The sequence below is a fragment of the Sporosarcina newyorkensis genome, from assembly GCF_900167515.1.
In the GTDB taxonomy this organism is placed as follows: domain Bacteria; phylum Bacillota; class Bacilli; order Bacillales_A; family Planococcaceae; genus Sporosarcina; species Sporosarcina newyorkensis.
Genome location: NZ_FUYJ01000002.1, coordinates 455,688 through 479,895, shown reverse-complemented (window position 1 = coordinate 479,895; position 24,208 = coordinate 455,688). Strand labels below are relative to the sequence as shown.

The window sequence follows — 24,208 nt, the reverse complement described above, 5'->3', positions numbered from 1 at the left end:
ATAGACTAGTCGAGGTGAAAATCATGCAATATATTATGACATTTGTTTGGTCATTCCTATTAGTTGCCATGTTGAACTATGTTGCAGGTTCAATTGTCGAGGCACCATTTGACTTCATGACAGGTGTAATCGTCTCTATCGTTATGGCTGTTGTTGTACTTATTATCACAGCAATTATCCCTGATGAAGCTCCAGCAGACGTATAACACATAAAAAGCGTAAGAACTATTGACAGTTCTTACGCTTTTTAAAATTTCACAGATTAATCTTTCTTGATGAGCTGAACAACTAATTGTCCATCTTCCATCGACAATTGAATTTGTTCGTCTTCCTGCAGACTACCTCTAATCACTTCTTTAGCGACCTTCGTTTCCACATGACGCTGAATAAATCGCTTCAACGGCCGTGCACCAAAATCCGCATCTGCACCTTCCGCCACAATCCAGTTCACGACGTCTTCATCGTAGCTTAACGTCGCATCCTGCATTGCCAAACGTTCCACTAAATCACCCAACATTTTGCGGGTAATCGACTTGAACGAGTCCGCCGTTAACGAGTGAAAGATAATGATGTCATCCATCCGGTTCAACAACTCGGGTTTAAAATGGCGGCGTAACTCTGCCATAATCAAGTCTTCTTTTGCATGATCTCCGTCTTCTAAGTTGCCTTCTAATAAATAAGCAGAGCCGATATTGGATGTCATAATCACAACGGTATTCGTAAAGTTGACCAACCGCCCTTGACTGTCTGTTATCCGACCGTCATCCAAAATCTGCAGCAAAATGTTCGCCACATCTGGATGCGCCTTCTCGATTTCATCCAGCAGCACGACAGCATACGGGTTTCGTCGAACAGCCTCCGTTAATTGACCGCCTTCTTCGTAGCCGATATATCCTGGAGGTGCCCCAACAAGACGTGACACACTATGCTTCTCCATATATTCAGACATGTCGATCCGGACGAAATGATCTTCAGAATCAAATAAAGTGGCAGCCAGCGTCTTCGCCAATTCCGTTTTCCCGACACCAGTCGGACCTAAGAATAAGAACGATCCAATCGGCTTATTCGGATCTTGAATTCCTGCACGTGCACGCCAAACAGCTTCCGTCACGAGCTGCACCGCGTTATCTTGACCAATAACGCGTTCTTTCAATGTTTCATGCAAACGAAGTAACTTCTCCCGCTCACCTTCCACAAGTTTCGTCACAGGAATGCCTGTCCAACGGGCTACGATGGAAGCAATTTCTTCTTCCGTCACTTCTTCACGCAACAAACGAAGGTCCTGACTTCCTTCCAATGGACTCTCAAGCGCTTTTAATTCTTTTTCCAATTCAGGAATTTTACCATACTGCAATTCAGCAGCTTTATTCAAATCAAAACGAGCTTGCGCATCTTCCAGTTCTCTTCGATAGCGATCGAGTTCTTCCCGCTTGCTCTGAACTTCCTTCAGTGCTGTTTTTTCAGAATCCCACTGCTCACGCATATCTTTAGATGAATCTTTCAGTTGCTGCAACTCTTCTCGCAGCGTAACCAATCGAGATTGACTCATGGAATCTTTTTCTTTCCGCAAAGCCTGCTCTTCAATCTCGAGTTGCATGATTCGGCGAGTTACTGCATCTAATTCTTGCGGCATCGAATCGATTTCTGTCCGAATCATCGCGCTAGCTTCGTCAATCAAATCGATCGCTTTGTCGGGCATGAAACGCTCGGTTAAATAACGATCCGATAACGTGGCGGCAGCGACCAAAGCACGGTCATGTATCCGTACACCGTGATGCAGTTCAAAACGTTCTTTCAATCCTCGCAAAATTGAAACGGTATCTTCAACAGATGGCTCGCGCACCATCACTTGTTGGAAACGACGTTCTAATGCTGGATCTTTCTCGATATACATACGATACTCATCAAGCGTTGTCGCACCGATACAGTACAGCTCACCTCTAGCAAGCATCGGTTTCAGCATATTCCCTGCATCCATCGCGCCCTCCGTTTTCCCCGCGCCGACAATCGTATGAATTTCATCAATAAATAAGATTATTTCGCCATCGCTGTCTTTCACCTGCTTGAGGACACCTTTAAGACGTTCTTCAAATTCTCCCCGATACTTGGCACCTGCAATGAGCGCACTCATATCCAGTTCAAAGATTTTACGGTCCTTCAAACCTTCCGGCACGTCACCTTTGACAATTCGCTGTGCCAACCCTTCAACGATTGCAGTTTTACCAACACCTGGTTCCCCGATTAGCACAGGATTATTTTTTGTTTTTCTAGACAAAATTCGGATCACATTTCGTATTTCTTCATCCCGGCCAATGACCGGATCCATTTTTCCATTTTTCACTTCATCAACAAGATTACGACCAAATTGCTCAAGTGGTGAGCGCTGGTCTTCTTGTACACCATCCATACGCATAAACATCCACCTTTCGTTTGTTTGACTTTGACTATCTTTGATTAATTTAATTATAGTCTCTTTTCTACGAGAAGTAAATTGATTTGCTTAGTTAAGAGTTACTTTATTATGTGGTTATTTCCCATAAAAAAACCGTTTGCATTATGCAAACGGCCAATATAATTTTTACACCAATTTCCGCGGCGCCACGACAACCCCATCTTCATCTGCGTAGACATAGTGTCCGGGAATCCATTCGACATTTCCGAAATGAAGGACTTCTCCAATTTGACCTTCGCCTCGTTTAATACTTTTCACTGGCATGCTGCCGATTGCCATGACTCCGATTTCTTGTGTGCCGAGATCTGCCGTATCGCGTGCACATCCATAGATGATAACGCCAGCCAGTTTTCGATTTTGCGCAATTTCGCCAAGCATGTCCCCCATTAATGCGCAGCGCTTTGAGCCTCCTCCGTCAACAACGAGTACATTGCCTTCAGGAATCGTTTGCAGTGCTTCTTTTACCAAGACATTGTCTTCGAAGACTTTAACTGTGGAAATCGGCCCCGAGAATCGTTTGTGTTTGCCATACGAGTTGAATTCCACGGTGCATACTTGTAGTTCATCGATGAAGTCATCGCATAAATCTGCTGTTTTTACTGACATTTCCCTATTCCCCCTAATAGATACTGTTTAACGCTACATCCTTCATATTCGACAAAATTTTGCAATTCCTTCTTTTTCATAGACTGAAATAAAAGATTACAGGGCGAGTAGTCCGAGGGATGGCGGTCCGGGGATTTGCGCTCTGGGTGGACGCTTACCGTGGGGCGTGCGTCTTGAGACCCCGCAGGAAGCGTAGCGAACGAGGAGGCTCAAGGCCACGCCCCCCGGAAAGCATACCGTCTGAAGCGTAAATCCCGTTCCACTCACCCCGTCTGTTTTTATTTTAAACAGCACAAAAAAACCATACCACAAAGAGTATGGTTCGGTGATGCATATTAGCGTACGCCCAGTGCCATCTTAGCGTAACGGGACATATTATCTCGGGACCATGGCGGGTTCCAGACAATGTCAACTTCTGTATCTTTTACTTCAGGAAGTTCCATTAACTCCTGTTTGATGTTGGCTACGATTTGCGGCCCCATCGGACAGCCCATGGAAGTCAATGTCATCGTGATTTTTGCCAGACCTTCATCGAGCAGCTCGGCGTTATACACTAACCCTAAGTTGACAATATCGACACCTAACTCCGGGTCAATGACGTTCTCCAACGCGCCAAACAGGTAATCTTTGATTTCATCTTTGCTCATCGGAATACTCCTCTCTGTTGTGTGCTATCTTCATCTTACCAACATACTACCTTGCAATCAAATGCTGTGCAAGCCAATCGACTGACGCGAGCATACCGGGACGCGAAACAGCATGACCTGATTCCTCTTCCGGCATCCAGCCCAAACGTTCCGGATGGTCTTTATAGTCTTGCTGAATTTCAGAATAAAATTCATTTGTAAGTTCAAACGGCACAAGTGTATCCTGCTCGCCGTGCCACATGAAAAGCGGGCGACGATTCAGTCTGTTTGGATTTTTCGACAAATCTACTTGCTCCAATGCAGCGAAAAGTTGTTCGCGTTCAGCTGGGGTAACCGGTAATTCTTTGCCGGCTCGTTCCGCGTAAGCGATCTGTCCTTTGGCAAGTCGTGTAAAAGCTGGAGAACCCATCATAACGGAAGCTGCGTCTATCCAGTCATAGCTCGCGAGGCAGCCGAATGTCGTGATGCCGCCCATAGACGTACCACCGACACCGATTGACGTGCTGTTCTCTATTAGATCTTTCGCTTTCAACTCTTGATGAATCACGTCTGCTTCCTTAATTGAAGTTAAGACAATTTCCCAAAACCGCAGTTGCAGTTGAAATTCATCGTTCGATTCTGAACGTGCTCCATGCAACTTCGCATCCGGCAAAATTACCCGGATTCCTTGCTTCGCTAAATTGTAAGCATAATGCAAGTTATGCTCTTTAGCGCTCATGAATCCATGAAAAAAGATGACCGTAGGAATATGTTCTTGCTCTTTGGATTGGTCTACGATATGTAGTACAGGGATATGTTGCCACTGTTCCGAACGAATGATCATTCAAATTCCTCTTTTCTGACAAATGTGTACTGTTATTTTAGGATAACAACAATTACGATAGAAGACAAAAACTTCGCCTTGCCCTTGATTTTTTGACTTACTTGCTCCATTAACGATAAACTATGAAGATATAATGAGTAGACTTAATCATATCACTATAGTAGGAGAGGATACGTTGAAACCACATTTAATTGTTTTAGACTTAGACGGAACGTTATTGACTGATGAAAAAGTAATTTCTCCAAAGACTGAAGAAACATTGCAACTTGCGGCTTCTGAGGGGCACTATGTCATGATTGCGACAGGTCGTCCATACCGGGCTAGCGAAGTGTATTACCGCCAGCTTGGACTGACTACACCGATCGTCAATTTTAATGGCGCCTTCGTCCATCACCCATCAGATACTTCCTGGAAGACTATTCACGAAACGATTGCCCTTCCTATCGTCAACGAAGTAGTGGAAGCGATGCAGCAGTTTCCGGTTGAGAATATCGTTGCAGAAGTGATGGACGATGTGTATGCTCAGTATCATGATGAGCGCTTTTTGGATATCCTAAGCTTCGGTAATCCACGAATTACAGAAGGCGATATCCGAAGATCCTTAAAAACGGATCCGACCAGTTTATTGATCCAAGCAAACGAACAAACAGTGGATCCAATCCGTCAGCACCTTGAAGATATTCATGCGGAAGTAATCGACCATCGCCGCTGGGGCGCACCTTTTAATATCGTGGAAATTGTACGCCACGGTTTAAATAAAGCTGTCGGCATAGATGCAGTCTCAAAATGGCTGAATGTCCCACAAGACCGTATCATCGCTTTCGGCGACGAAGACAACGACCTGGAAATGATTGATTACGCAGGAGTGGGCGTCGCAATGGGCAATGCCATCGACCGCCTAAAAACCATTGCAGACGAAGTAACCGACTCTAATAATGAAGACGGCATCTCGCATATCCTGAAAGATCGGCTCTCTTTAGGGAAAGTAAAACTTAAGACGAACAGCAGTAATTGATCGTAAATATATAAGTTCAGGGGGAATTCCAATGAAAATCTTTGCTGACAGTGCATGTGATCTGCCTATATCCTTTTTTGAAGAAAACGAAGTTGAATTATTCCCGCTAAGCGTCTTGCTGAATGGAAATGAATACGAGGATATCGTAGAAATTAACTCGAAAGAAATATTCGATGCAATCCGTAAAGGACAGCAACCAAAAACATCTCAAGTTTCGCTGGACACAATGATAAAAACATGGAAAGACTTGGCTGCCTCTGGAGAAGACGGCATCTACATCGCCTTCTCTTCCCAGCTTTCCGGCACCTACCAAACAGCCGTCATGGCCAGCGACCAAGTAAAAGAAGGCAACCCTTCTATGAATTTAGTACTCATCGACTCACGTTGCGCTTCGCTCGGTTACGGCCTGCTCGTCAAGGAAGCTGTTAGATTGCGCAAGGAAGGGCTGGATGTTCGAGAAATTGAACGAAAAATCCGTGCTATGGCTTCTCATATGGAACACTTATTCACAGTAGAAGACTTAGATTATTTAGCAAAGGGTGGTCGAGTGTCCAAAGCGAGCGCATTTTTCGGCGGCCTTCTCAATATCAAACCTTTACTGCACGTAGAAGGCGGAAAACTGGTACCAATTGAAAAACACCGCGGCCGTAAAAAAGTCTTCCGGCGCATGATCGAAATAATGGAAGAACGCGGCAGTAACTTAGAAGAACAAACCATTGCGATCAGCCACGGAGACGATCTGGCCACCGCAAATGAATTCAAAGCGATGATCGAAGAAGTAATCCAGCCAAAAGCAATCGAAATCCACCAAATCGGCTCGGTCATCGGTTCCCATGCAGGACCTGGAACTATCGCACTTTTCTTCCTTAATAAAGTAAGTTCTACCTAACCAATAGCAAATAGGCAATCCTGAAGTCAAAAACGTCCTTCAGTGATTGCCTTTTTTCTCGTTAGTAGGGAGTAGAATCAGGGGTACGCACTAAAATACCGGGAAACCGAACCAAAGTGCCGACAAACCGAACCAAAACTCTTCGGCTCCAAACATTAGTCTAGTAGTACCGCACCAAACCAGCCATCAAGCGATCCAAACAGCCGGCTCACCACACCTTTCCTTCCCCTGGCAATTATTTAGAATAATTTTCATACATAAAAAAGGAGCCATCCGAAAAGTCAGTTAAAAATGACTTCCTGGACAACTCCGGTTCTTATGTTATTCCTTCGCTTGTTCTTCTTTCGACGCTTCATCTCTCCTGCGCTGTCTTCCCTTGCGAATCACCGAAAACAAGAATGCCAGGAAGAAGACATACACTAATATCGAAGCAATCAGATAAGGTGTATTGAATCCTTTATCATCCTCTACGATATAAACTTCAGCTAATTCACGGTCCAGAACGATGTGAAATTTATTGTCTTTCGTTTCCTTGACTAAATCTTGACCTAATACACCACGCAGCTTTTTCTTTTCCCCAATTTCTGAAGGATCAATCTCTAAGCTTTGTACTTCAGATGTGTTATTGATCGCGATGATCCATTTTTCCTTTTCAGAAGAACGTTCGAACACGATAAATCCATCTTTATTGTGCAAAATCTTGAAATCACCGGATCGCAATGTTTCGGAATCATTACGCAGCGTGTTAAGGTCACCAATCCACTCATGTAATTCCATATCTGTCTTAAAGTTAAAGAATGGATGTGATTCTGGTGCTTCTTTTCCGTTCACTGCAATTTCTGTCGCATACGGAACTAACGGAACGCCCGGCAACATGAATTGCGCAGTTGTTGCTACCTTCCAACGAGTGGGCGGGAATTGGCGCAATTCCACCATTTCATAAGTGAAACGCGGTCCTGTCAAATCATCAAATTGCAGAAGTTTGTCCGCATCCTCATTGGTGAAAATATCCAATGCAGAAGAATCAGGATTCACCTGTACAAACGACTTTTGAATTGCCTGACTGCGCTCTTCAGCCGGTACACTGTCGAATGCGGCTTCGCTAGGCTCGTTGGTAATGACGTATAATCCTTCGCGCATCTCTTTCAGCGCATTGATCATCTTATCAAGAAACTCTGTGTCTGCCTGCTCAAGATGCGTCAGACGGATTCCGTCAATTTTATAATCCTCGACAAATTGCACAACTGCACTAATGATTTGATCTTGCGCTTTCGGTTTACTTAAATCCCAATCAATCGTTCCTTCTTCAGCAGGGATTGTCGGGAGCTGACTTGCCCAGACATGGTCGGAACTAACGTTTCCAAGTGGAAAATCCGCCATGACTTTCAATTTATTGTCATGCAATTCTTTGATCAGTTCAGTAAATTCCTTTTTCGTTCCGAAATGCGGTTCGATCTCTGAATAATCGAGTACTTGATTCCCATCATACGTTGCTGTGCTGAAAACAGGGCCAACGGAAATCATTGTAAAATGCATATCGAGCAAATGTTGCAATCTGTTGCTGATCCCAGCAAAGTCCCCGCCATTGAAAGCATGAGGGTCCCTTGCATTGACTTCTATATCATTCGATCCCAAGCCGTTATTGAAACGGTCAACGAGCAGATCATAGATACTTTCATCACTGAAGGATTGCTTCGTATCAGCGTATGTGATCGGTTGTGCTATGGATAGGGCAAGCATGCATGCTGCCAGTAGTCCGGTGATTCGTTTCACTGTAGTAAATCCTCCTTACGCAAACTCTTTTATTAGTTTATCAAACGGCTGAAGGTGACGCCATTCTTTCTTCATAAAAGGGTGAATGCTCATTGTAAATACGGCAATCTTGTGAATTGCAGCTAGGTGCAAGCAAACAAAAAACAGAGGGTGGAATGTTATGAATTCCTCCTCTGTTAGCTCTTTCCGGTCATTTAATTGTCATCTTCCGAAAAAAAATCCGGATCTTGCTGTTTACGCGAACTAACGAAAACGGAGACTGCAAACAGCGCCATCAACAAGAGGACTACTGCTAAGAAGATCCATCCAGTCTGTGTTGACATTTGCCCATCTCCTTTTGTTCTAATCGTTCGGTATTATGCAAAAAAGTCGAAACCGAGCGGCAGTTTGAATCCGATGAATAGAGTAGCCAGCAAGAACACAACGAATAAAATCCACATAAGACCTGTGTTCTTCCCCTTGCTTCCTCGGACCAATGTCATCTCCATGAATCCGATCGTCAAAAGACCTAATAAGAATTTAATGCCGTATAGCATCGAATCATTCGTCTGGTATTTGAAAAACAATGCAGCACCAGACACAATAATTAAAATATAAAACAAACGCAAAATCATATGTGTAATCTTTTTCCCTTTCGTTCCTGCAGCCATACTAGCTGAAGCTAGAAAGAGAATGATACCCACTACCCAAGTAAATATATGAAAGTGGGTCGTATCTGTTAAGAATCCCAATCCTGACACCTCATTTTATTATGTAGTCGAATGATACTTTACCATGTTTTCCAATCGACTACTATTCTATTGCTCATATTATCGAAACTGTAAATAAATTTTATTCGAAACGATTCACCAATGTCCCGATTCCTTCAATTGAAACTTTCACCGTATCGCCTTGCTTTAAGAAAGTAGGCGGTGTCATGCCCTTCCCTACGCCAGCTGGAGTGCCTGTTAAAATGACATCACCCGGTTCAAGCGTTACATATTTGGAGATTTCTGCAATTAATTCATCAATTTTAAACATCATGGATGACGTATTGCCATTTTGACGTACTTCATCGTTCACTTTTGTGACGACTGATAAATTCTGTGGGTTTGGAATCTCGTCTTTCGTTACAACATAAGGCCCCATTGGACATGTGCCGTCTAGACTCTTACCAAGGAAAAATTGTTTATGGTCAGCTTGGACATTTCGTGCAGTAATATCGTTACCGATCGTGTAGCCGAATACATAGTCATACGCTAATTGTTTTGGAATGTTTTTTCCTGTTTTACTGATGACGACGGCAAGCTCTCCCTCGTAATCTAGGGAATCTGTCACATCACTATGAATTGGCAGCGTCTGCTCATCTCCGGCAATTGCTGTCGGAGCCTTTGTAAATATCATGACCTTTTCAGGCGGTGCTTCTGCTCCCATTTCCTGCGCATGCTCTGCATAGTTCTTGCCTACGCACATTACATTCTTAGGCGTACGAGGAATCGGTGATAGCCATTCAACATCAGTAAATGCATATTTAAATTGCGCCGCATTTTCACCCGCTTCAGTTTCCTCTACTAATTTACGAACCATTTCCACAAAATCCATGCCAAGGGACACGGCCTCGATCATCGTCTTCGGAAAATCTGCTTGCTGCTGTGCTTGCGCCATAGCGAGCACATCCCAAACTGCTTCCTCACGTTTCACTTTCGGTCCGAATAAAGTTTGCCCTTCGTAACGGAATGACAATAATTTCATGTGTATGCCCAACCCTTTCCATGTGTATTCACATACTACTATGTTACGACAAAATCTATACTTTTTCCTCTTTATTACTAAAATTCTTCCCATAAGACAACTTTCTCCATACATATTCAAGAGGTCCGATGCGGAATTTCGACAGCCAAATTTGTGCTGCGATCAATTGGATCACAAATATTCCGATCGCCAGCCACGTACCTGTCACTATATCTACTTTACCATAGAGACCAGCTCCGTATGAATAGAAAATCAGCGTCGCAATGATCGATTGCATGATATACGTCGTGAATGCCATTCTCCCGAGCGTTGCGAACGGTTTCGTCACGATTTTCAGGAATGGAATTTGCCATAACAACATCAACAGAGCAGCGTATCCTATCGCTAGAATCGGCCCGCCAAATGTTGACTGTACAATTATGATATTTTCAAATTTCGGTCCGTCGATGTACGGTACATTCTTCAATAAAACACCCAATGTAATACCGACGATCATGGTGACGACCAATTTCCCTTTCATTGCATACATCTTCTCGACGACTTTCCACTTCGAAAACGCAGCACCGAGCATCATGAGCGGCAAAACAGCGAAAAATGACGTGAACACACCGACTACTCCGAACGTGAACCATTCACCCAGCCGAAACATGAAGATTTCTCCAAATGAACCGTGTGCATAAGCCGAGATGGCAAGCTCGATCTGATGGATATCCACAAAGCCGTCGAGCAAAGAATTCGGATTAATTTTCCGGCTGAAGACGAGCAAGATATACACCAACACCGAAGGCACGATATATAAGACAAGTGCCAATGAAAACAGCCATTTCTTCGGTATCCTAACAAGAGCGATCATTACAAAGCCCATGATGGCATACGTAAATAAAATATCTCCAAACCAGATCAGCAACGCATGCAGAATTCCGAATAAGAGCAGCCAACTCATGCGGCGTGCCATGAACGGTGCAAACGGTGTATGGTTCTTCAACGATTTCTCATACTGCATATTTAATCCGTAACCGAACAGCATCGCAAACAGCGGATAGAAACTCGCTTCGACAAACACATCAATAAAATGAAATGCCGACTGTTCACCCGGCGTTGAAAACCATGTATAGGGATCCATATACGCATAAGGCGAATGAAAGTGCAGCATATTTGCGATGATAATTCCTAATAAAGCAATTCCCCTTAGAAAATCGAGTCCTTCAACTCGCTCCGTTAGGGAAGTAGGAGTCAACTTCAAACCAATTCCTCCTGTAGTCTAATTGTTTTCGCTCCATCAAATAAGTAGAGGAGCATTTCTTTTATTTCAATAGCCAAAATGGATTGCAGTACATTTTTATATAAATTCAACTGCGTACCATAGCGTTTCTGCATTTCATTCGACAAAGCTTTTTCCGAATGAAAACCGCTTACTTGGTCCGTTTTATAATCGACGAGTACCCATTCCCCATCTTCATGGAACAAGCAATCCGCGATCCCTTGCAAGAGTTGGAACTCTCCTTGTTCAGCAGGCAGCGCATAGGTGAATGGCATTTCACGCAATACTTGATCGGCTTGTTGCAGGCGTTTACCTAAAGATGTTCCATAAAACCGCACAATTGCATCGGCATCAACAGCAGCCACCTCTTCTTTCGTCAGCAACTCACGTTTCTCTAGTTCCTCTACAAACTCGCTAGCTTGCGTTACATTTAAAGGGCGCTTCAGATCAATATGCTGCATGACGGTATGCATGGCCGTTCCGACTTCCGCTTTCGTCAAGGAACGCTGCTGCAAAAAGGACGGTCGATCATGCAGGAAGGACGGTTTATTCGATATCTCAGGTGATCTCTCTTCAAACGGATCGGCATCTCCCCGTTCTAACTCCAGTAGGGCAATCCGTTTCAATTCACTGACAGACTGCTTGGAAGGCATTTCTACCGCGTGCTCATACAGATAGCGCGCCTCAAAACGATTTTGGATCTTTTCCACTAATTGTGAATCGGCAGTAAACGAAGTTTCACTGTCCAACGGGATCCAGTCATCGACTTCCACGGCATCTGAACTGTGAAATGCTGAAAACGGATAGGCATTGACGTCCCAGGAAGACGAATCGTCCATCAATTCGCCGCCAACCGCCTTGCCGAACTTGCCGAAATCGATATGGCGTGCAATCGCGGGACCAATCCAATCTAGATAACCGCCCGCCCGCGAACGCTTATACTCAGGCAGCGGAGCAGATGGATCGAGCAGCTGCGCTTCCTGCCATTGACTGATTGCCTTTTCGATATCCTTCACTGAGGCAATCAGTTCCAGATGCTCTTTCGCCCGCGTCATCGCCACGTAGAGCACACGCATTTCTTCTGCACGCATCTCCAGCTCCTTCTTCTCTTTCACAGCGAGGAACGGAAGTGAAGTGAATGTGATGCGTTTTTCGGGATCAATCGCTTTGACGGCCAATCCAAAATGCTGGTCGAATAAATACGGCTGATGAAAGTCCATTTTATTGAACGGACGTCCCATCCCAGCTAAAAATACATAAGGGAATTCCAGGCCTTTCGACGAATGAATTGTCATGATTCGCACGACATTTTCTTTCTCACTCATGAAACGCGCTTCCCCGAGATCGTCTCCTCGTTTTTGCATGCGATCGATGAAACGCAGGAATCGGAACAATCCTCGGAAAGACGTCTTCTCATATGCCATCGCTCGATCATGCAGCGCACGCAGATTGGCCTGACGCTGTTTACCATTCGGCAGAATTCCGACCATTTCATAATAAAACGTATCCTGATATACTTTCCAAATCAAGTCCGACAGCGATCCATGGCGCGCCATATTACGCCAGTCCTCGAGTCGCAGGAAGAAACGCTGAAGCTTCTCCTGTGTTACCGGCTCCACGCCAGCCCCGCCTGTCTGAATGAACGTTTGAACCGCTTCGTAAAACGGAGCATTCGGTTTCGCCAGGCGGATTTGTGCCAGTTCATTTTCGGTCATACCGACGAACGGTGCACGCAAAACCGATACGAGCGGAATGTCTTGATACGGATTATCGATGACCCGCAATGTGTTGAGCATAATCATCACTTCAATCGCATCGAAATAACCGGAAGACAATTCCACATAGACCGGAATGCCGGCTGCTTTCAATTCATCCGCTATCTCACTGGACCACGTCATCGAGCGCATCAAAATGACAATATCGCGATACTCAAGCGGCCGTTTCTTGCCGCTGAATGCATCCGCCACTTGCTCCTTATCAGCCTGCCACTGCTTGATTTTCTGTGCAATGAAACGCGCTTCAGCCTGTGACTTCTTCAACTCTTGCTGTGCTTCCTGCTCTTCCGATAAATCCGCGTCCTCTTCATTCTCATAAAGAATCGTTAGCCCGGCCGCCACTTCTTTCTCTGGATATTGCGCACCATATTTCAATGCCGCTGCGTCATCGTATTCGATTTCCCCGACACGCACACCCATAATCTGTTTGAAAATGAAGTTCGTCGCATCAAGCACTTCCGTACGGCTCCGGAAATTCGCATTCAGATCAATTTTCAGTCCTTGATCGAGCGGTTCTGCCGTAAAGCGTTCGTATTTGCCCAAGAACAGACCAGGTTCTGCAAGCCGGAATCGATAGATTGACTGTTTGACATCGCCCACCATAAACAAATTGCCGTCCGCTTCTCCGCCTTGCTTGATCAATTGAAGAATTGCTTCCTGCAAAAAATTCACGTCTTGATACTCATCAACCAATACTTCAGCAAAGCGATTTTGATAATCCATCGCAATATCAGAAGGTACAAGTTTTCCGTCTTTCTCATCCGATAAGATTTGCAGCGCATAATGTTCCAAGTCAGAGAAATCCACAAGCCCTCGTTCTTCTTTCAGCGCCTGATAACGAACCGCAAAATCTTCGACCAACTCGACGAGTGTTTGCATCAATGGAGCCATCAGACGGATTTCTTCCAGCAATCTCTCCGGTGTCCGCGTAAAATAGGTCTCTTTCAATGCGTTAACAATTTTTTTGACCGACTCGCGCATCGCCTTACCACGCTTCGCCAGTTCTTCATCGCAGGAATCTTTCTTGATCATCCCTGCTTTCATCCATTTAAGTGTCTGGAAATAGGCATAGACATCTTCCCAATTACCGTTGATGACGTATTCCAGTGCATCATCAATCCATGCCTCATCTGCTTTCGCCGTGTCAAGAAGCGGCAGCGGACCGTCATTCATCTCAGCAAGTCGCTGCAAATCCTGCGCCACTGTCTTCGCTTCTTCCAACGTATGTCGGATAGCCAATTTCAGCGGCTCGATAAATGATAATTCATCAATCGTTGCGTCATCGCCGATTTCATATTGTTGCGGAATCATCTGGAGCCATTCAGCAGGATTCGGATGAACGCGTGAATAATCATATAACCGGTCAATCAATGTCTCGATCGCCTGGTCGTTACGGTCCGCGGTAAAACTATCACTCAGTCGATAGATCGCTTCCGGGTCTGGCTGGCCATAGGCATCCTCAAGCACCAATGCAATCGTATCATCACGCAATACCGCAGCTTCTGTTGGATCTGCAATACGGAATCCGGGATCGATGTCGAGCACGTAGGAATATTGCCGGACGACTTGCAGGCAGAAGGAGTGCAACGAAGATATTTGAGCTTTATTCAGCAAATTCAACTGTCTGCGCAAATGCACCGAAGTTGGATCGTTCAAAATAGCTTCTTCCAGCGCACTGGCCATACGATGACGCATTTCTGCAGCAGCTGCATTCGTGAACGTCACGACAAGCAGCTGGTCGACGTCAATCGGCTGTTCTGTATTCAACACTTTTTCAATCATCCTCGTAATGAGGACTTTTGTTTTTCCTGAACCTGCCGCGGCTGACACGAGAAGGTCTTTGCCGGATGCATAAATGGCTTTCCACTGTTCATCCGTGAACGTCTCATGTGGCGGTTTAACGGGAATTTTCATCGCAGCCTATCTCCTTCCGCATTTTATCTAATGATTCTTCAGGCTTAAACGCCGTATAGTTTCGTGCCGGCTGTGTCGGATCGGTCCGATCAAACTGGCAAATCGATTGATACGAGCAAAATTGACATGGCATATGCTCTTTCAGGCGGTACGGGTACACTCGCGTATCCCCTGCAAGCATGCCATCTCCCGCCTGTTGATGCCGTTTGCGGACGAATGAACGCATCATATTTAAGTCTTCCGTAGGTACCACTTTCGACGTGGAATAAAAGGAGCCGTCTTTTTTCAGCCGTGCCGGGATAATGAGCGATTCACTCTCAATATTGTCATCCATTGCAAGCGCCACTTCGGCATCTTCCACGATATACCCTTGCATTTTGTACGATTTCATCAACTCTTTTTCCACTGCATCCTCGGCGAGCTCTTTCGTCAAGCGTAGCATCGGATTGTGCACATACATATAGAGCACGCCCGCCGGATCCGCATGGACACCGAGCCAATCCTCTGCGTGTTCGAGCGCCACATCTAAATACGTCAGCATCTGAAGCGACAGTCCGTAATACACTTCGGTCAAATCAAGCGCACGAGCGGAAGATTTATAATCGACGACACGCAAGAACGTCTGATCATCCTTCTTCATCGTATCGATGCGATCAATCCGTCCTCTGATTTTCATTTGCTGACCTTGTTTCAAATGAATTTCAAGCGGCGGAATTTCTTCATTCGGACCGAATCCTGCTTCCATGGCAATCGGTGTGAATCTTGAATTGCGGGCTTGTGACTGTAAGGCACGGATCGTCCGCTGAATAATTTGCATCAGCTTCCGCTGAATGTACGCATACCGCTGACTGGACAGCAAGATCCGATGGAAGAACATTGGCGTCAACGCTTCAATCGCCTCTCGTCCAAGCTGCCAGCACTGTTCTTTCGTCAGAGATGCCCACGATAATCCCCGCTTCATCACTTCATCCGATACCCACTTCAGGGCGGCATGGAAAAGATCCCCGATATCGGGTGCTTCCAAATGGAACTCAAAACGCTCCTGCAAACCAAGTCCGTACGTCGTGAAATGCTGGAACGGACAACTATAATAAGATTCGATACGGGAAACACTCGTCGTAAAAGACGAACCGTATAAACCAGCCGTCAGATGCGGATCGAGCATTTCGGTTTTCTGCCGTTTCAGCGCCGGCTGTACGATCGACTGAATGATCGACGACCACAGCGGATCCTCTTTATAATAAGCGAGCACCGCCTGCCACTCCGGTGCAATGGCCTCCTGCGAATTGGCCTGTCGCATGACACGCACCACATAGGACAACGCGACTTTCGGATGCTCGATATAGTGCATCTTGTTTTCCGTATTAGGCAATTCCGTCGGCTCAATCACCGCTAATTCAACCGGAATGCCCGATGAAATCTGCCGCAATCTCGGAATATAAAGAGACGGAATCAACGCTTTTCCTTCTTCATCCGCAATCGGATAACTGACAGTCAATCGCTCACTTGCTCCGGTGAATGCACGATAAACCATATACGACTCACGCATGAGTAGCATTTTCGAAGTTGGCGCAAGCGTGATACCGAGTTCACTGAACAATTCGCGGTCGCCATCGGACAGCAGCCCTTCCCGGTCACTCCGCAACGGCAAAACACCTTCATTCGCACCGAGGACGAAAAGCGCCTCAACATCCATCGAATTAAACAACTCCACCGTCGTAACGGTCACTTGATCGAGCGATGGCGGAATGAGTTTGAACTCCAGCGTATCAAAACCTTCATCCAAAATTTTAATGGCTGCCTCAAACGGCAATTCCTTATCCCCAAACATCAAGACAAACTGATCCAGCACATTGATCCAGCTATTCCATGCTTGCTCATGCTCTGCCGCCGCACGCAGTCTGTGCTCACTCCGCTCTTCCTTCTGCAACTCTACCATCTTGTCATAGACATTCAGCGACTCCATCGCGAAAAACAATGCTTCCGCCACGTCGCGTCCTGTTTTTGCTTTTTTTAACTGCTTTTCTAATTGCAAAATCGGGTCTCGAATCAAATCACGCGTTTCCGCATACTCCGCCTGCATTGCCAACTCTTCATCGGTTTGAACCGGACGAATCATTTCAAGACCGCGGTAGCGGTTGACCTTCCAGCGTTCTTCATCAAGCCAACGTGAACTGCCATGAATTCCTTTAGCCAGCACGAAGTTCTCCAACCGATCCGCCCGTTCCCTCCATACCCGCTTATTTTCATTCACCGGGAAGAACAAATCGGTTTTCACAGCACGGAACACTGCTTCATACGACCAATCCGTCCGCACCGCCTCGAGCAGTGAACGCGCAAACTCAATGAGCGGATGATGGAGCATCGGTTTTTTCTGACTGATGAAAACTGGGATATCGTATTGAGAAAAGATCGTCTGAATCAATTCGTCATAAACATCTGGCTGTCTATAGACGACAGCCATGCCGCGGTAACGTTTGCCTTCACGCATCATTTTACGAATCGAACGCGCCACTGCGTGAACTTCTGCTCGTCGGTTCGTCGCTTCGATCAATTGGATATGACCTTCCGCTTCGTTCGGCACTGGAGGATAGCGATCGAACTGCGCCTCTAAATGCTGGAGTTCCTCATTCGTAAAACGTTTCATTTCAGTTAAATGAATCCGTTTTTCCATGTCTACAGAATCGCTATGAGCGAGCTGCTGCAGCATCGAATATTGTTGCTCCGCGGTATAGAACAGTTCATGTTCCCCGCTGTGCAGCCTGTCCTCCATCGGCAATACGACGGTGACCCGCTTGGTAAATTTCATTAATTGATTGATGATATTGTATTCCTGTGTGGTAAAGTCTCCAAAGCCATCGATATAGACCGATGCATCTTTCAGCCACTCTGCAAAAGGGATTTGCTCAGCTAAAGCTGTAAGCTGTCCTTCGCTGTCCATAAACGTAGTACCCAGACGCTCTTCGATTTTCTGAAGCAAAAGTTGAAGATCATGTGCTTTGTCCTGCAGTATCCGCGGAGCTTGTTTGTCTTCGAGCAGAGTTGTCAGTTCAGCAAATGCCTGCTGATCGATGCAGTATTTGCTGAATTCTTTCATGACGTCGCTGATTTGCTCAGCAAAGCCATGTTTTGAAGCGGCTTGTTTAAATAAGCGGAATGAATCTTTATTTTCCTCCAGCACGCTGCGCACGAGCATGCGATAGCCGAAGCTGTCGACTTCTTCCCTAGTGATGCCGCCAACTTCTTGCAGCACGCGCCAGGCCAGACGTTTGAACGTCAATACTTGGGCGCGGATCATCCCCGATAATCCAAATTTTGTAGATAGGCTATATTCCATCGAGTAGGATAGCTGATCGGGTACGATAACAATGATCGGTGGCCCCATCGGCCGCTCCTTTAACTCTTCCGCAATTTCCCTTTCGATAAAAGTGGTCTTTCCTGTCCCGGATCGACCAGTCACAAAACGCAACGACATCTTTCTCTCTCCTTTCTATCCTTGTAAGGTATGGTGAATGTAATTACAGAAAAGCTGGCTAAAATCCAGCGAGCTAGTGTATGGCGGAAGAAGCGTCGGCATTGGACTCACTTCGGCGCTTGCGGATGGCTCCCGTAATGAGCCAGTCAGGAAGATCGCCTGTCTGTCTCATCACTCCGCCTACCGCTTGTAAGGCGCCTTCGTTTGATATGTTGAGAAACACATAGCCTAAGCTGTCTTTCACTACTTAGTAGATGCCAATTAGTTCTATTTTTAAATACTATACTCACTAAATTAGCAACACAAGCGAAGTCGCAACTGCGGGGTCAGCCGTTGCCGTGAGCCAACTAGCGCTCTTTGCTAGTTGGCTCATGGCTGAAGGCAATCCCCCAGTGGCGTAGCGGTGACAAAGTACGGTCCTCCGCTCCTTACCAGAACCCATTATAAGTCGGGCAACCGTAACAGCAAAAAGAGTAAGCCTATTGGACTCACTTCGGCGCTTGCGGATGGCTCCCACAATGAGCCAATCAGGAAGAGCGCCTGTTTGTCTCATTGCTCCGCCTACCGCTTGTAAGGCGCCTACGTTTGGTAAGTGAAAGCACTTGGTATATCTATTTGCACATTGGATTCTATTAATGAGCTGGATGCTGAGACCTTCTCATTTTAAACGCCACTCTCGTTATTTTAACCACTCCAGCGAAGCCGCAACTGCGGGGTCGGCCGGAGCCATGAGACAACTAGCGCCCTTTGCTAGTTGGCTCTTGGCGGGAGGCAATCCCCCAGCGGCGAAGCGGTGACAATACACACACCGCCCCTTGCCAGAACCCACTATCAGTCGAGCGACGAAACAACAAAAAAATCCTGTCGACTCCTTTCCTTCATTGTACCGAAAGAAAAGATAGACAGGAAATATTTTAAACGTTTTTCTTATCCGACTGCCCCAAAGTGGAGAAACTCTTAAAATCTTCCTCCACCTTCTTCGCCAGCCTGCGCTCAAACCACTTACCAACCAACCACAACAGGAAAATTAGGAAAAACATAATCAACGTGCGAATCGGATTCGTAAACAACGCACGTATATCATGCCCGATATACGTAATCATCAAAATCATGACCAACTTACCAAGCATCAACGCAAACAAAAAATTCTTCTTATTCATATTTGACAAACCCGCCACTAAATTAACAACCGAAGAAGGAGTGAATGGAAAGCAAAGCAAAATGAACAACGGACCGAATCCATTGCGTTCCACCCATCGAATCAACTTCTGCACACGCACCGGCTTTGTCAAAAACGTGAAAAAGCGATTATCCCCGTACTTCCGAATGAGCAAGAACACCGCATACGACCCTGCCACCGTACCTGCCCATGAAAGCAGGAAACCTTGCCAAAAACCAAACGCCAGAGCATTTGCGATGACGAACACGACCAACGGCAGAAATGGTAAAAACGCCTCCAAAAAAGGCGGGATTAAGCCCATATAAAACCCAATCGACTCATATTGCCTTGCCAATTCCTCCACTTTATCAATTGATAGCCATTCCTTCATCGCAAACACCCTCACCGTTTAAAGTTCAATTAAATATGTTTACTCCTCCATATAATTGCAAAAGTCCCTAGCATCTGTCCATTTATAGTATAATAGCAGAAAGATTCTGATAGAAAGATGGGCTGCTTCATATGAATACAACTTTTTCTCAAGGCCTGAAAGCAGGATCGAGCATCGCCATCGGCTACTTTCCGGTTGCCTTAACGTTCGGACTGCTTGCTAAAACAACTGGACTGTCTATGATCGAAGCGACTGCTATGAGTTTGATTGTCTACGCAGGGGCTTCGCAATATATGGCACTTAGCCTGATCGCAACAGGCGTAGCACCTTGGCTCGTCGTCATGAATACATTTATCGTCAACATACGCCATTTCCTGATGACCGCTTCATTAAGCGAAAAAGTGGAACCGGCACCGAAGTGGATGAAGGCGATTTATGCATTCGGTATTACGGACGAGTCATTCTCCGTCCTGTCTACACAAAAAGGCAAGATCACGACAGCTTTCGCATTTGGCGTTGCCTCAATCGCCTACGGCAGCTGGGTTTTCTTCACTGCAGTAGGACATGTTATTGGCGCCAACCTTCCGCAATTTTTACAAAATGCGATGTCTGTGGCGCTCTATGCAATGTTTATCGGATTGCTCGTCCCTTCGATGAAAGGCAATCGCAAAGTTGTCTTGCTTGCCGCAATCGGAGCTGCTATTCATTGCGTGTTGTATTACGGAAATCTGCTGTCCACCGGATGGTCTATTCTGGTCGCAACACTCGGATCCGCTATTTTTGTAGAAATCATTTATGTAAAAAATAACCAGACAGTCGAACATTGGACTGTACAAAAGGAGGCGGATAACTGATGGGCGCTGCATATTGGTGGATGCTGCTCGGGATGGCGATCGCTACGTACGTGCCTCGAATGATTCCTTTGACGTTTTTGGATGGAAAAGAGTTGCCGCCGATCGTCAGCGGGGTACTTCGCAATATTCCGTACGCTGTGCTTGGTGCGCTAATTTTCCCTGCGGTTCTTCATATCCAAGACAATATCCTGTTCGGAGTCATCGGTGCCGTCACGGCTTTTGCTCTGTCTTTCATCGGACTCGATGTCATGTTCGTCGTTATAGGAACGATTGCAGTATTAGCTGTTTATAGTTTGTTTTAATCGCTCTCTTATCTTAATTATCCCCGAAACACTCCTGACTAAAACAGAGAATGCAATTTTAGGAACAAAAAGGCGGTCTTCAAAGAGTTATATGCTTTGAAAACCGCTTTTTTCATTCCTCCATTTGGCTTCTCCGGGCATTGCGCACCATACGTGAAGCAAACCAAAACCCCACCGTTAACGAGACTGCATCTGCTACATAAAGCAGCCAATTATGCGTGTACCCTGCATAGACAGATGCAGCAATCAAGGCCAATGTAAGGATGAGCCCTACCACATGATGGAATGTCACCCTCGTAAAAAACACCACTAAAATTCCTGGCAACAATGTAGCAAGCAGAAGCTTCGTTTCAAAATCATGCATCGTACTCTCTCCTTTTACCGCACGACTAGCATACCTAGACGGAAATGATCGTGGCGATACAACACTTGCTGCTTCAGCCGCACTTCACCGTCACGGCCAATCACCTGCAAACGGCAATGAGCAGCATTCACTTGTATCGCGTCATACAATTCACCTTCATTATGAATCGTAATACCGTTCACCGACTTAATCAGATCACCTGGAATAATTCCCATTTTTTCTGCTGGGGAATCCTCCAGTACAGTAACGACGAAAACCCCTTCAGACTGCGGCACTAATATTAATGGCTTTTTGCGCTCGGAAACAGAGATCAAAACAGACAGGAAGATACGACACAACACCCCCGCGATCAACGCGGCCCAACCAAGAATCGGCATCCATATCGCTCCGACGCCTATGGCTGCAACCGCAATCCCAAGCCAAGCGACCGCTGTACCCACTTTGGGAAACAGCACATCCGGGAACGAAGCACGCGCCATCTGCGAAAAACCGATGATCAGCGGAATTGGTACGAATGAAAACTTTTCTGCCCCGAGCGTGAATTGTGGCCAGTAAGGAGCATATTCCGCGACCATATGACCGGGCACTAAGAGAACAACCGGAACTATCCACAACAGTTTTGATTTATAGATCGCCGCACGCATTCCTCGATTTGTCGGAATCAAAACCGGTGAAGCATGACGACTCGCATAACGACGGATCAGCAAACCTTCCGTAATTAAAAACAGGCCGGCGATAATCGGGACTGTAATAGCCAATGTGCCGAAAAAGTCCAAATCCTCTTGTACAAACCAATCGTTAATTGAAAAATCTCCCGCCCATCGCCCGACTGCATATAAACCGAAAAACGCTATCGCTGCATAATAGATCGGTGAAGCTAGTTTATAGGAAAATGATAAGATTACTAGCAACATCACGAGCGAAAAAATTATGATCCAATTAAAATCGACAATTAATCCTACGCCTGCAATTAGAACAGAAAGCAGCAAGCCATGAATCCAGGCAGAAGAAAGCGCATGCTTCATCTCCGTCAAGCCAGCCAGCACGCGGGTCTTAAAGTCTTTTCTTTCTCTCTTAACCCGAACATAGCCGAGCAGCACGGCCGCAAGCAAAGTAACCAGCCAGACTGGATTAAAAAGAAAATATAATATTGCTTCCATAATAGTATTCAATAGTTCGCTAGACATCATCTATCACCTTCCCGCTCGTCCAAACAACTCTTTTCCCCATTGTACAAAAAATGAAGGGAAATAGCGAATGCTGAACGAAAAAAACGCACCTCCTATGAGATGCGCTCTATTTATTCTGCTAATTCATTTACTAAATAATCAATTGCCATCCTCAATTGCTTATCGTTTTTTGCATCTCCGCGGTACTCCTCTACTGCAGCCTTCAACGTGGTGAAAAACTCTCGATCCATCGCATCATTGTCGGCGATTTGATGGTCTGCACGGAATGCCTGTACTGCTTCAGCAGTATCTTTATCAAAAAAACCGTCTACTCGGCCGGTCTCATAATCAAAAGCTTTCAGCATCCGTTGCGCATAAGCGATTTGGTCATTGTAGTGACCCTCTTTAAACGTTTCCGTGACCATTTGTAAATGCTCCGTGAACAGTATACTCTGCTTCACTTCTATATCTGCTTTGACACCTTTTCCGTGAATCCACTTTTCTTTCGGTGTCAGCCATTTATTCGTCGATAGTTTTAACTCGCCACCGTTTGTTAACTCCATCGTCTCCTGTACAGTACCTTTCCCGAAGCTTGTTGTGCCGATGATGGCTCCGCGTTTCAGGTCTTTTACAGCTGCGCTTAACACTTCACTTGCGGATGCGCTTCCCACGTCTTGTACGAGTACAACCGGGATTTGTTTCAATCGTTCATTGTAATCGAGATCCGCAGATTTCTCTGTCACGAGTGGAGTCAAATTCCCTTTCGCATCCTGCATCACGACAAACACCTTATCTTCGTTCAATAAACTCCCCGCTATTTCGGAGACTGCCATCAAATAACCGCCTGGATTGCCCCGCACATCGATGATAATCGCCTTCGCACCCTGCTTGATGACTTCTGAAGTTGCTTTTTGCCATTCTTTCGCCGTCTCTTCACCGAACATCGTCAGTGCTATGTACCCTAACTTAGCACCTCGTTCTTCCAGCAGTTGATGTGAAACGGACTGCACCGGAATTTGATCTCGAACAATGGTATATTCCATATGTTTATCTGCGTCCGGCCGGAAAATCGTCATCTTCACTTCCGTTCCCTCTTTACCCCGAATCAAATTTACAACTTCTTGCAGCGTTTCATTGCTTAATCGCTCATTGCCTACCTTTACGATTTCATCATACGGCTGTAAACCTGCTTTCTCCGCTGGCCCCCCTTTTATAGGAGAGACGATGATATACTTGCCGTTCGTCCGCGTCACTTCAGCCCCAATTCCTACTCGGGAGCCTGCCAGCGATTCACGGTGTGAAGCTGCTTCTTGTTCCGTCAAATACGTCGAATACGGATCACCTATCGTGTCCGTCATCCCACGCAGTGCTCCTTCGACGAGCCTGTCCTTTTCGACTGGATAAACTGCTTTTTCTTGAATGGTTTCATACACTTCATCCAGCACAGGCAACTTACTGATCGGCTTTGCTGATTCCGATCCTGATTTTCCGCAACCATTCAATCCGAACAGCACACCGCCGATCAGCAAGATGCTTCCCAATAAAAAAAGCCTGCTCCTACGCATGCATAACCTCCTCCTCCCTCCACTATATGAAGGAAGACAAGAA

General features: G+C 45.8%; 22 protein-coding genes. 5 read left to right on the top strand and 17 right to left on the bottom strand.

From position 1 onward, the window contains the following. Positions 1-23: 23 nt before the first annotated feature. Entirely contained in the window at positions 24-206 is a 183-nt protein-coding gene (locus tag B5D59_RS06525) for a YjzD family protein (protein WP_009765726.1), read from the top strand. A gap of 56 nt (positions 207-262) precedes the next feature. On the opposite strand, the gene B5D59_RS06520 is transcribed toward B5D59_RS06525, so the two are convergent. From B5D59_RS06520 to B5D59_RS06505, 4 genes are all read right to left on the bottom strand, one after another. Then, positions 263-2,413, bottom strand: coding sequence for an ATP-dependent Clp protease ATP-binding subunit (locus B5D59_RS06520; protein WP_425441333.1), 2,151 nt, complete (start codon positions 2,411-2,413; stop codon positions 263-265). A gap of 165 nt (positions 2,414-2,578) precedes the next feature. Next, positions 2,579-3,058, bottom strand: a complete 480-nt coding sequence (rraA, locus tag B5D59_RS06515) for a ribonuclease E activity regulator RraA (protein ID WP_078817331.1) — start codon at positions 3,056-3,058, stop codon at positions 2,579-2,581. A 335-nt stretch (positions 3,059-3,393) separates the two neighbouring features. Further along, positions 3,394-3,705 (bottom strand): metal-sulfur cluster assembly factor, encoded by a 312-nt coding sequence (locus B5D59_RS06510; RefSeq protein WP_009765729.1) that lies wholly within the window; start codon positions 3,703-3,705, stop codon positions 3,394-3,396. A 46-nt stretch (positions 3,706-3,751) separates the two neighbouring features. Then, on the bottom strand, positions 3,752-4,528 hold the full coding sequence (locus tag B5D59_RS06505) for a prolyl oligopeptidase family serine peptidase (protein WP_078817330.1): 777 nt from the start codon (positions 4,526-4,528) through the stop codon (positions 3,752-3,754). A gap of 175 nt (positions 4,529-4,703) precedes the next feature. On the opposite strand from B5D59_RS06505, the gene B5D59_RS06500 reads away from it, so the two are divergent. Continuing rightward, entirely contained in the window at positions 4,704-5,543 is an 840-nt protein-coding gene (locus B5D59_RS06500) for a Cof-type HAD-IIB family hydrolase (protein WP_040758322.1), read from the top strand. Positions 5,544-5,574: 31 nt separating this feature from the next. Beyond that, positions 5,575-6,432, top strand: coding sequence for a DegV family protein (locus B5D59_RS06495; RefSeq protein ID WP_009765732.1), 858 nt, complete (start codon positions 5,575-5,577; stop codon positions 6,430-6,432). Between the two features lie 321 nt (positions 6,433-6,753). On the opposite strand, the gene B5D59_RS06490 is transcribed toward B5D59_RS06495, so the two are convergent. From B5D59_RS06490 to B5D59_RS06455, 10 genes are all read right to left on the bottom strand, one after another. Then, on the bottom strand, positions 6,754-8,205 hold the full coding sequence (locus tag B5D59_RS06490) for an alpha-amylase family glycosyl hydrolase (protein ID WP_078817329.1): 1,452 nt from the start codon (positions 8,203-8,205) through the stop codon (positions 6,754-6,756). Between the two features lie 194 nt (positions 8,206-8,399). Continuing rightward, complete coding sequence (locus tag B5D59_RS18530; protein ID WP_281250648.1) at positions 8,400-8,528, bottom strand: hypothetical protein; 129 nt, start codon at positions 8,526-8,528, stop codon at positions 8,400-8,402. A 33-nt stretch (positions 8,529-8,561) separates the two neighbouring features. Beyond that, positions 8,562-8,936 carry a YisL family protein gene (locus B5D59_RS06485; protein ID WP_078817328.1) on the bottom strand — a complete coding sequence of 125 codons (375 nt, stop codon included), beginning with the start codon at positions 8,934-8,936 and terminating at the stop codon, positions 8,562-8,564. Between the two features lie 100 nt (positions 8,937-9,036). Continuing rightward, the gene (locus B5D59_RS06480; RefSeq protein ID WP_040758326.1) at positions 9,037-9,936 is read right to left on the bottom strand and encodes a fumarylacetoacetate hydrolase family protein; all 900 of its coding nucleotides are present in this window, start codon (positions 9,934-9,936) and stop codon (positions 9,037-9,039) included. 55 nt (positions 9,937-9,991) lie between these two features. Then, positions 9,992-11,179 (bottom strand): DUF418 domain-containing protein, encoded by a 1,188-nt coding sequence (locus B5D59_RS06475; RefSeq protein ID WP_078817327.1) that lies wholly within the window; start codon positions 11,177-11,179, stop codon positions 9,992-9,994. After that, on the bottom strand, positions 11,176-14,886 hold the full coding sequence (gene addA / locus B5D59_RS06470; RefSeq protein ID WP_078817326.1) for a helicase-exonuclease AddAB subunit AddA: 3,711 nt from the start codon (positions 14,884-14,886) through the stop codon (positions 11,176-11,178). Before addA ends, B5D59_RS06475 begins: the two co-directional genes overlap by 4 nt. Continuing rightward, positions 14,870-18,361, bottom strand: a complete 3,492-nt coding sequence (addB, locus tag B5D59_RS06465; RefSeq protein ID WP_078817325.1) for a helicase-exonuclease AddAB subunit AddB — start codon at positions 18,359-18,361, stop codon at positions 14,870-14,872. The genes addA and addB overlap by 17 nt, the downstream gene beginning before the upstream one ends. A 73-nt stretch (positions 18,362-18,434) precedes the next feature. After that, a complete protein-coding gene (locus B5D59_RS18160; protein WP_176132517.1) occupies positions 18,435-18,605 on the bottom strand; it encodes a hypothetical protein in 171 nt (56 codons plus the stop codon). A gap of 45 nt (positions 18,606-18,650) precedes the next feature. After that, positions 18,651-18,914, bottom strand: a complete 264-nt coding sequence (locus tag B5D59_RS06460) for a hypothetical protein (RefSeq protein WP_078817324.1) — start codon at positions 18,912-18,914, stop codon at positions 18,651-18,653. Between the two features lie 361 nt (positions 18,915-19,275). After that, positions 19,276-19,911, bottom strand: a complete 636-nt coding sequence (locus tag B5D59_RS06455) for a TVP38/TMEM64 family protein (protein ID WP_009765741.1) — start codon at positions 19,909-19,911, stop codon at positions 19,276-19,278. Positions 19,912-20,042: 131 nt separating this feature from the next. Between B5D59_RS06455 and B5D59_RS06450 the strand changes: the two genes are divergently transcribed. After that, positions 20,043-20,765, top strand: a complete 723-nt coding sequence (locus B5D59_RS06450; RefSeq protein ID WP_078817323.1) for an AzlC family ABC transporter permease — start codon at positions 20,043-20,045, stop codon at positions 20,763-20,765. Then, positions 20,765-21,067, top strand: a complete 303-nt coding sequence (locus B5D59_RS06445) for an AzlD domain-containing protein (protein WP_009765743.1) — start codon at positions 20,765-20,767, stop codon at positions 21,065-21,067. The genes B5D59_RS06450 and B5D59_RS06445 overlap by 1 nt, the downstream gene beginning before the upstream one ends. A 112-nt stretch (positions 21,068-21,179) precedes the next feature. Here B5D59_RS06445 and B5D59_RS06440 read toward each other — a convergent pair whose 3' ends face one another. The 3 genes from B5D59_RS06440 to B5D59_RS06430 all read right to left on the bottom strand — a co-directional run bounded on the left by B5D59_RS06440 (position 21,180) and on the right by B5D59_RS06430 (position 24,165). Continuing rightward, positions 21,180-21,431 (bottom strand): CsbA family protein, encoded by a 252-nt coding sequence (locus B5D59_RS06440; RefSeq protein WP_009765744.1) that lies wholly within the window; start codon positions 21,429-21,431, stop codon positions 21,180-21,182. A 14-nt stretch (positions 21,432-21,445) separates the two neighbouring features. Further along, a complete protein-coding gene (locus tag B5D59_RS06435) occupies positions 21,446-22,621 on the bottom strand; it encodes a PDZ domain-containing protein (RefSeq protein WP_078817322.1) in 1,176 nt (391 codons plus the stop codon). A gap of 110 nt (positions 22,622-22,731) precedes the next feature. Continuing rightward, positions 22,732-24,165: a S41 family peptidase gene (locus B5D59_RS06430; protein WP_009765746.1), complete on the bottom strand. Its 1,434-nt coding sequence runs from the start codon at positions 24,163-24,165 to the stop codon at positions 22,732-22,734. Between the last annotated feature and the right edge of the window lie 43 nt (positions 24,166-24,208).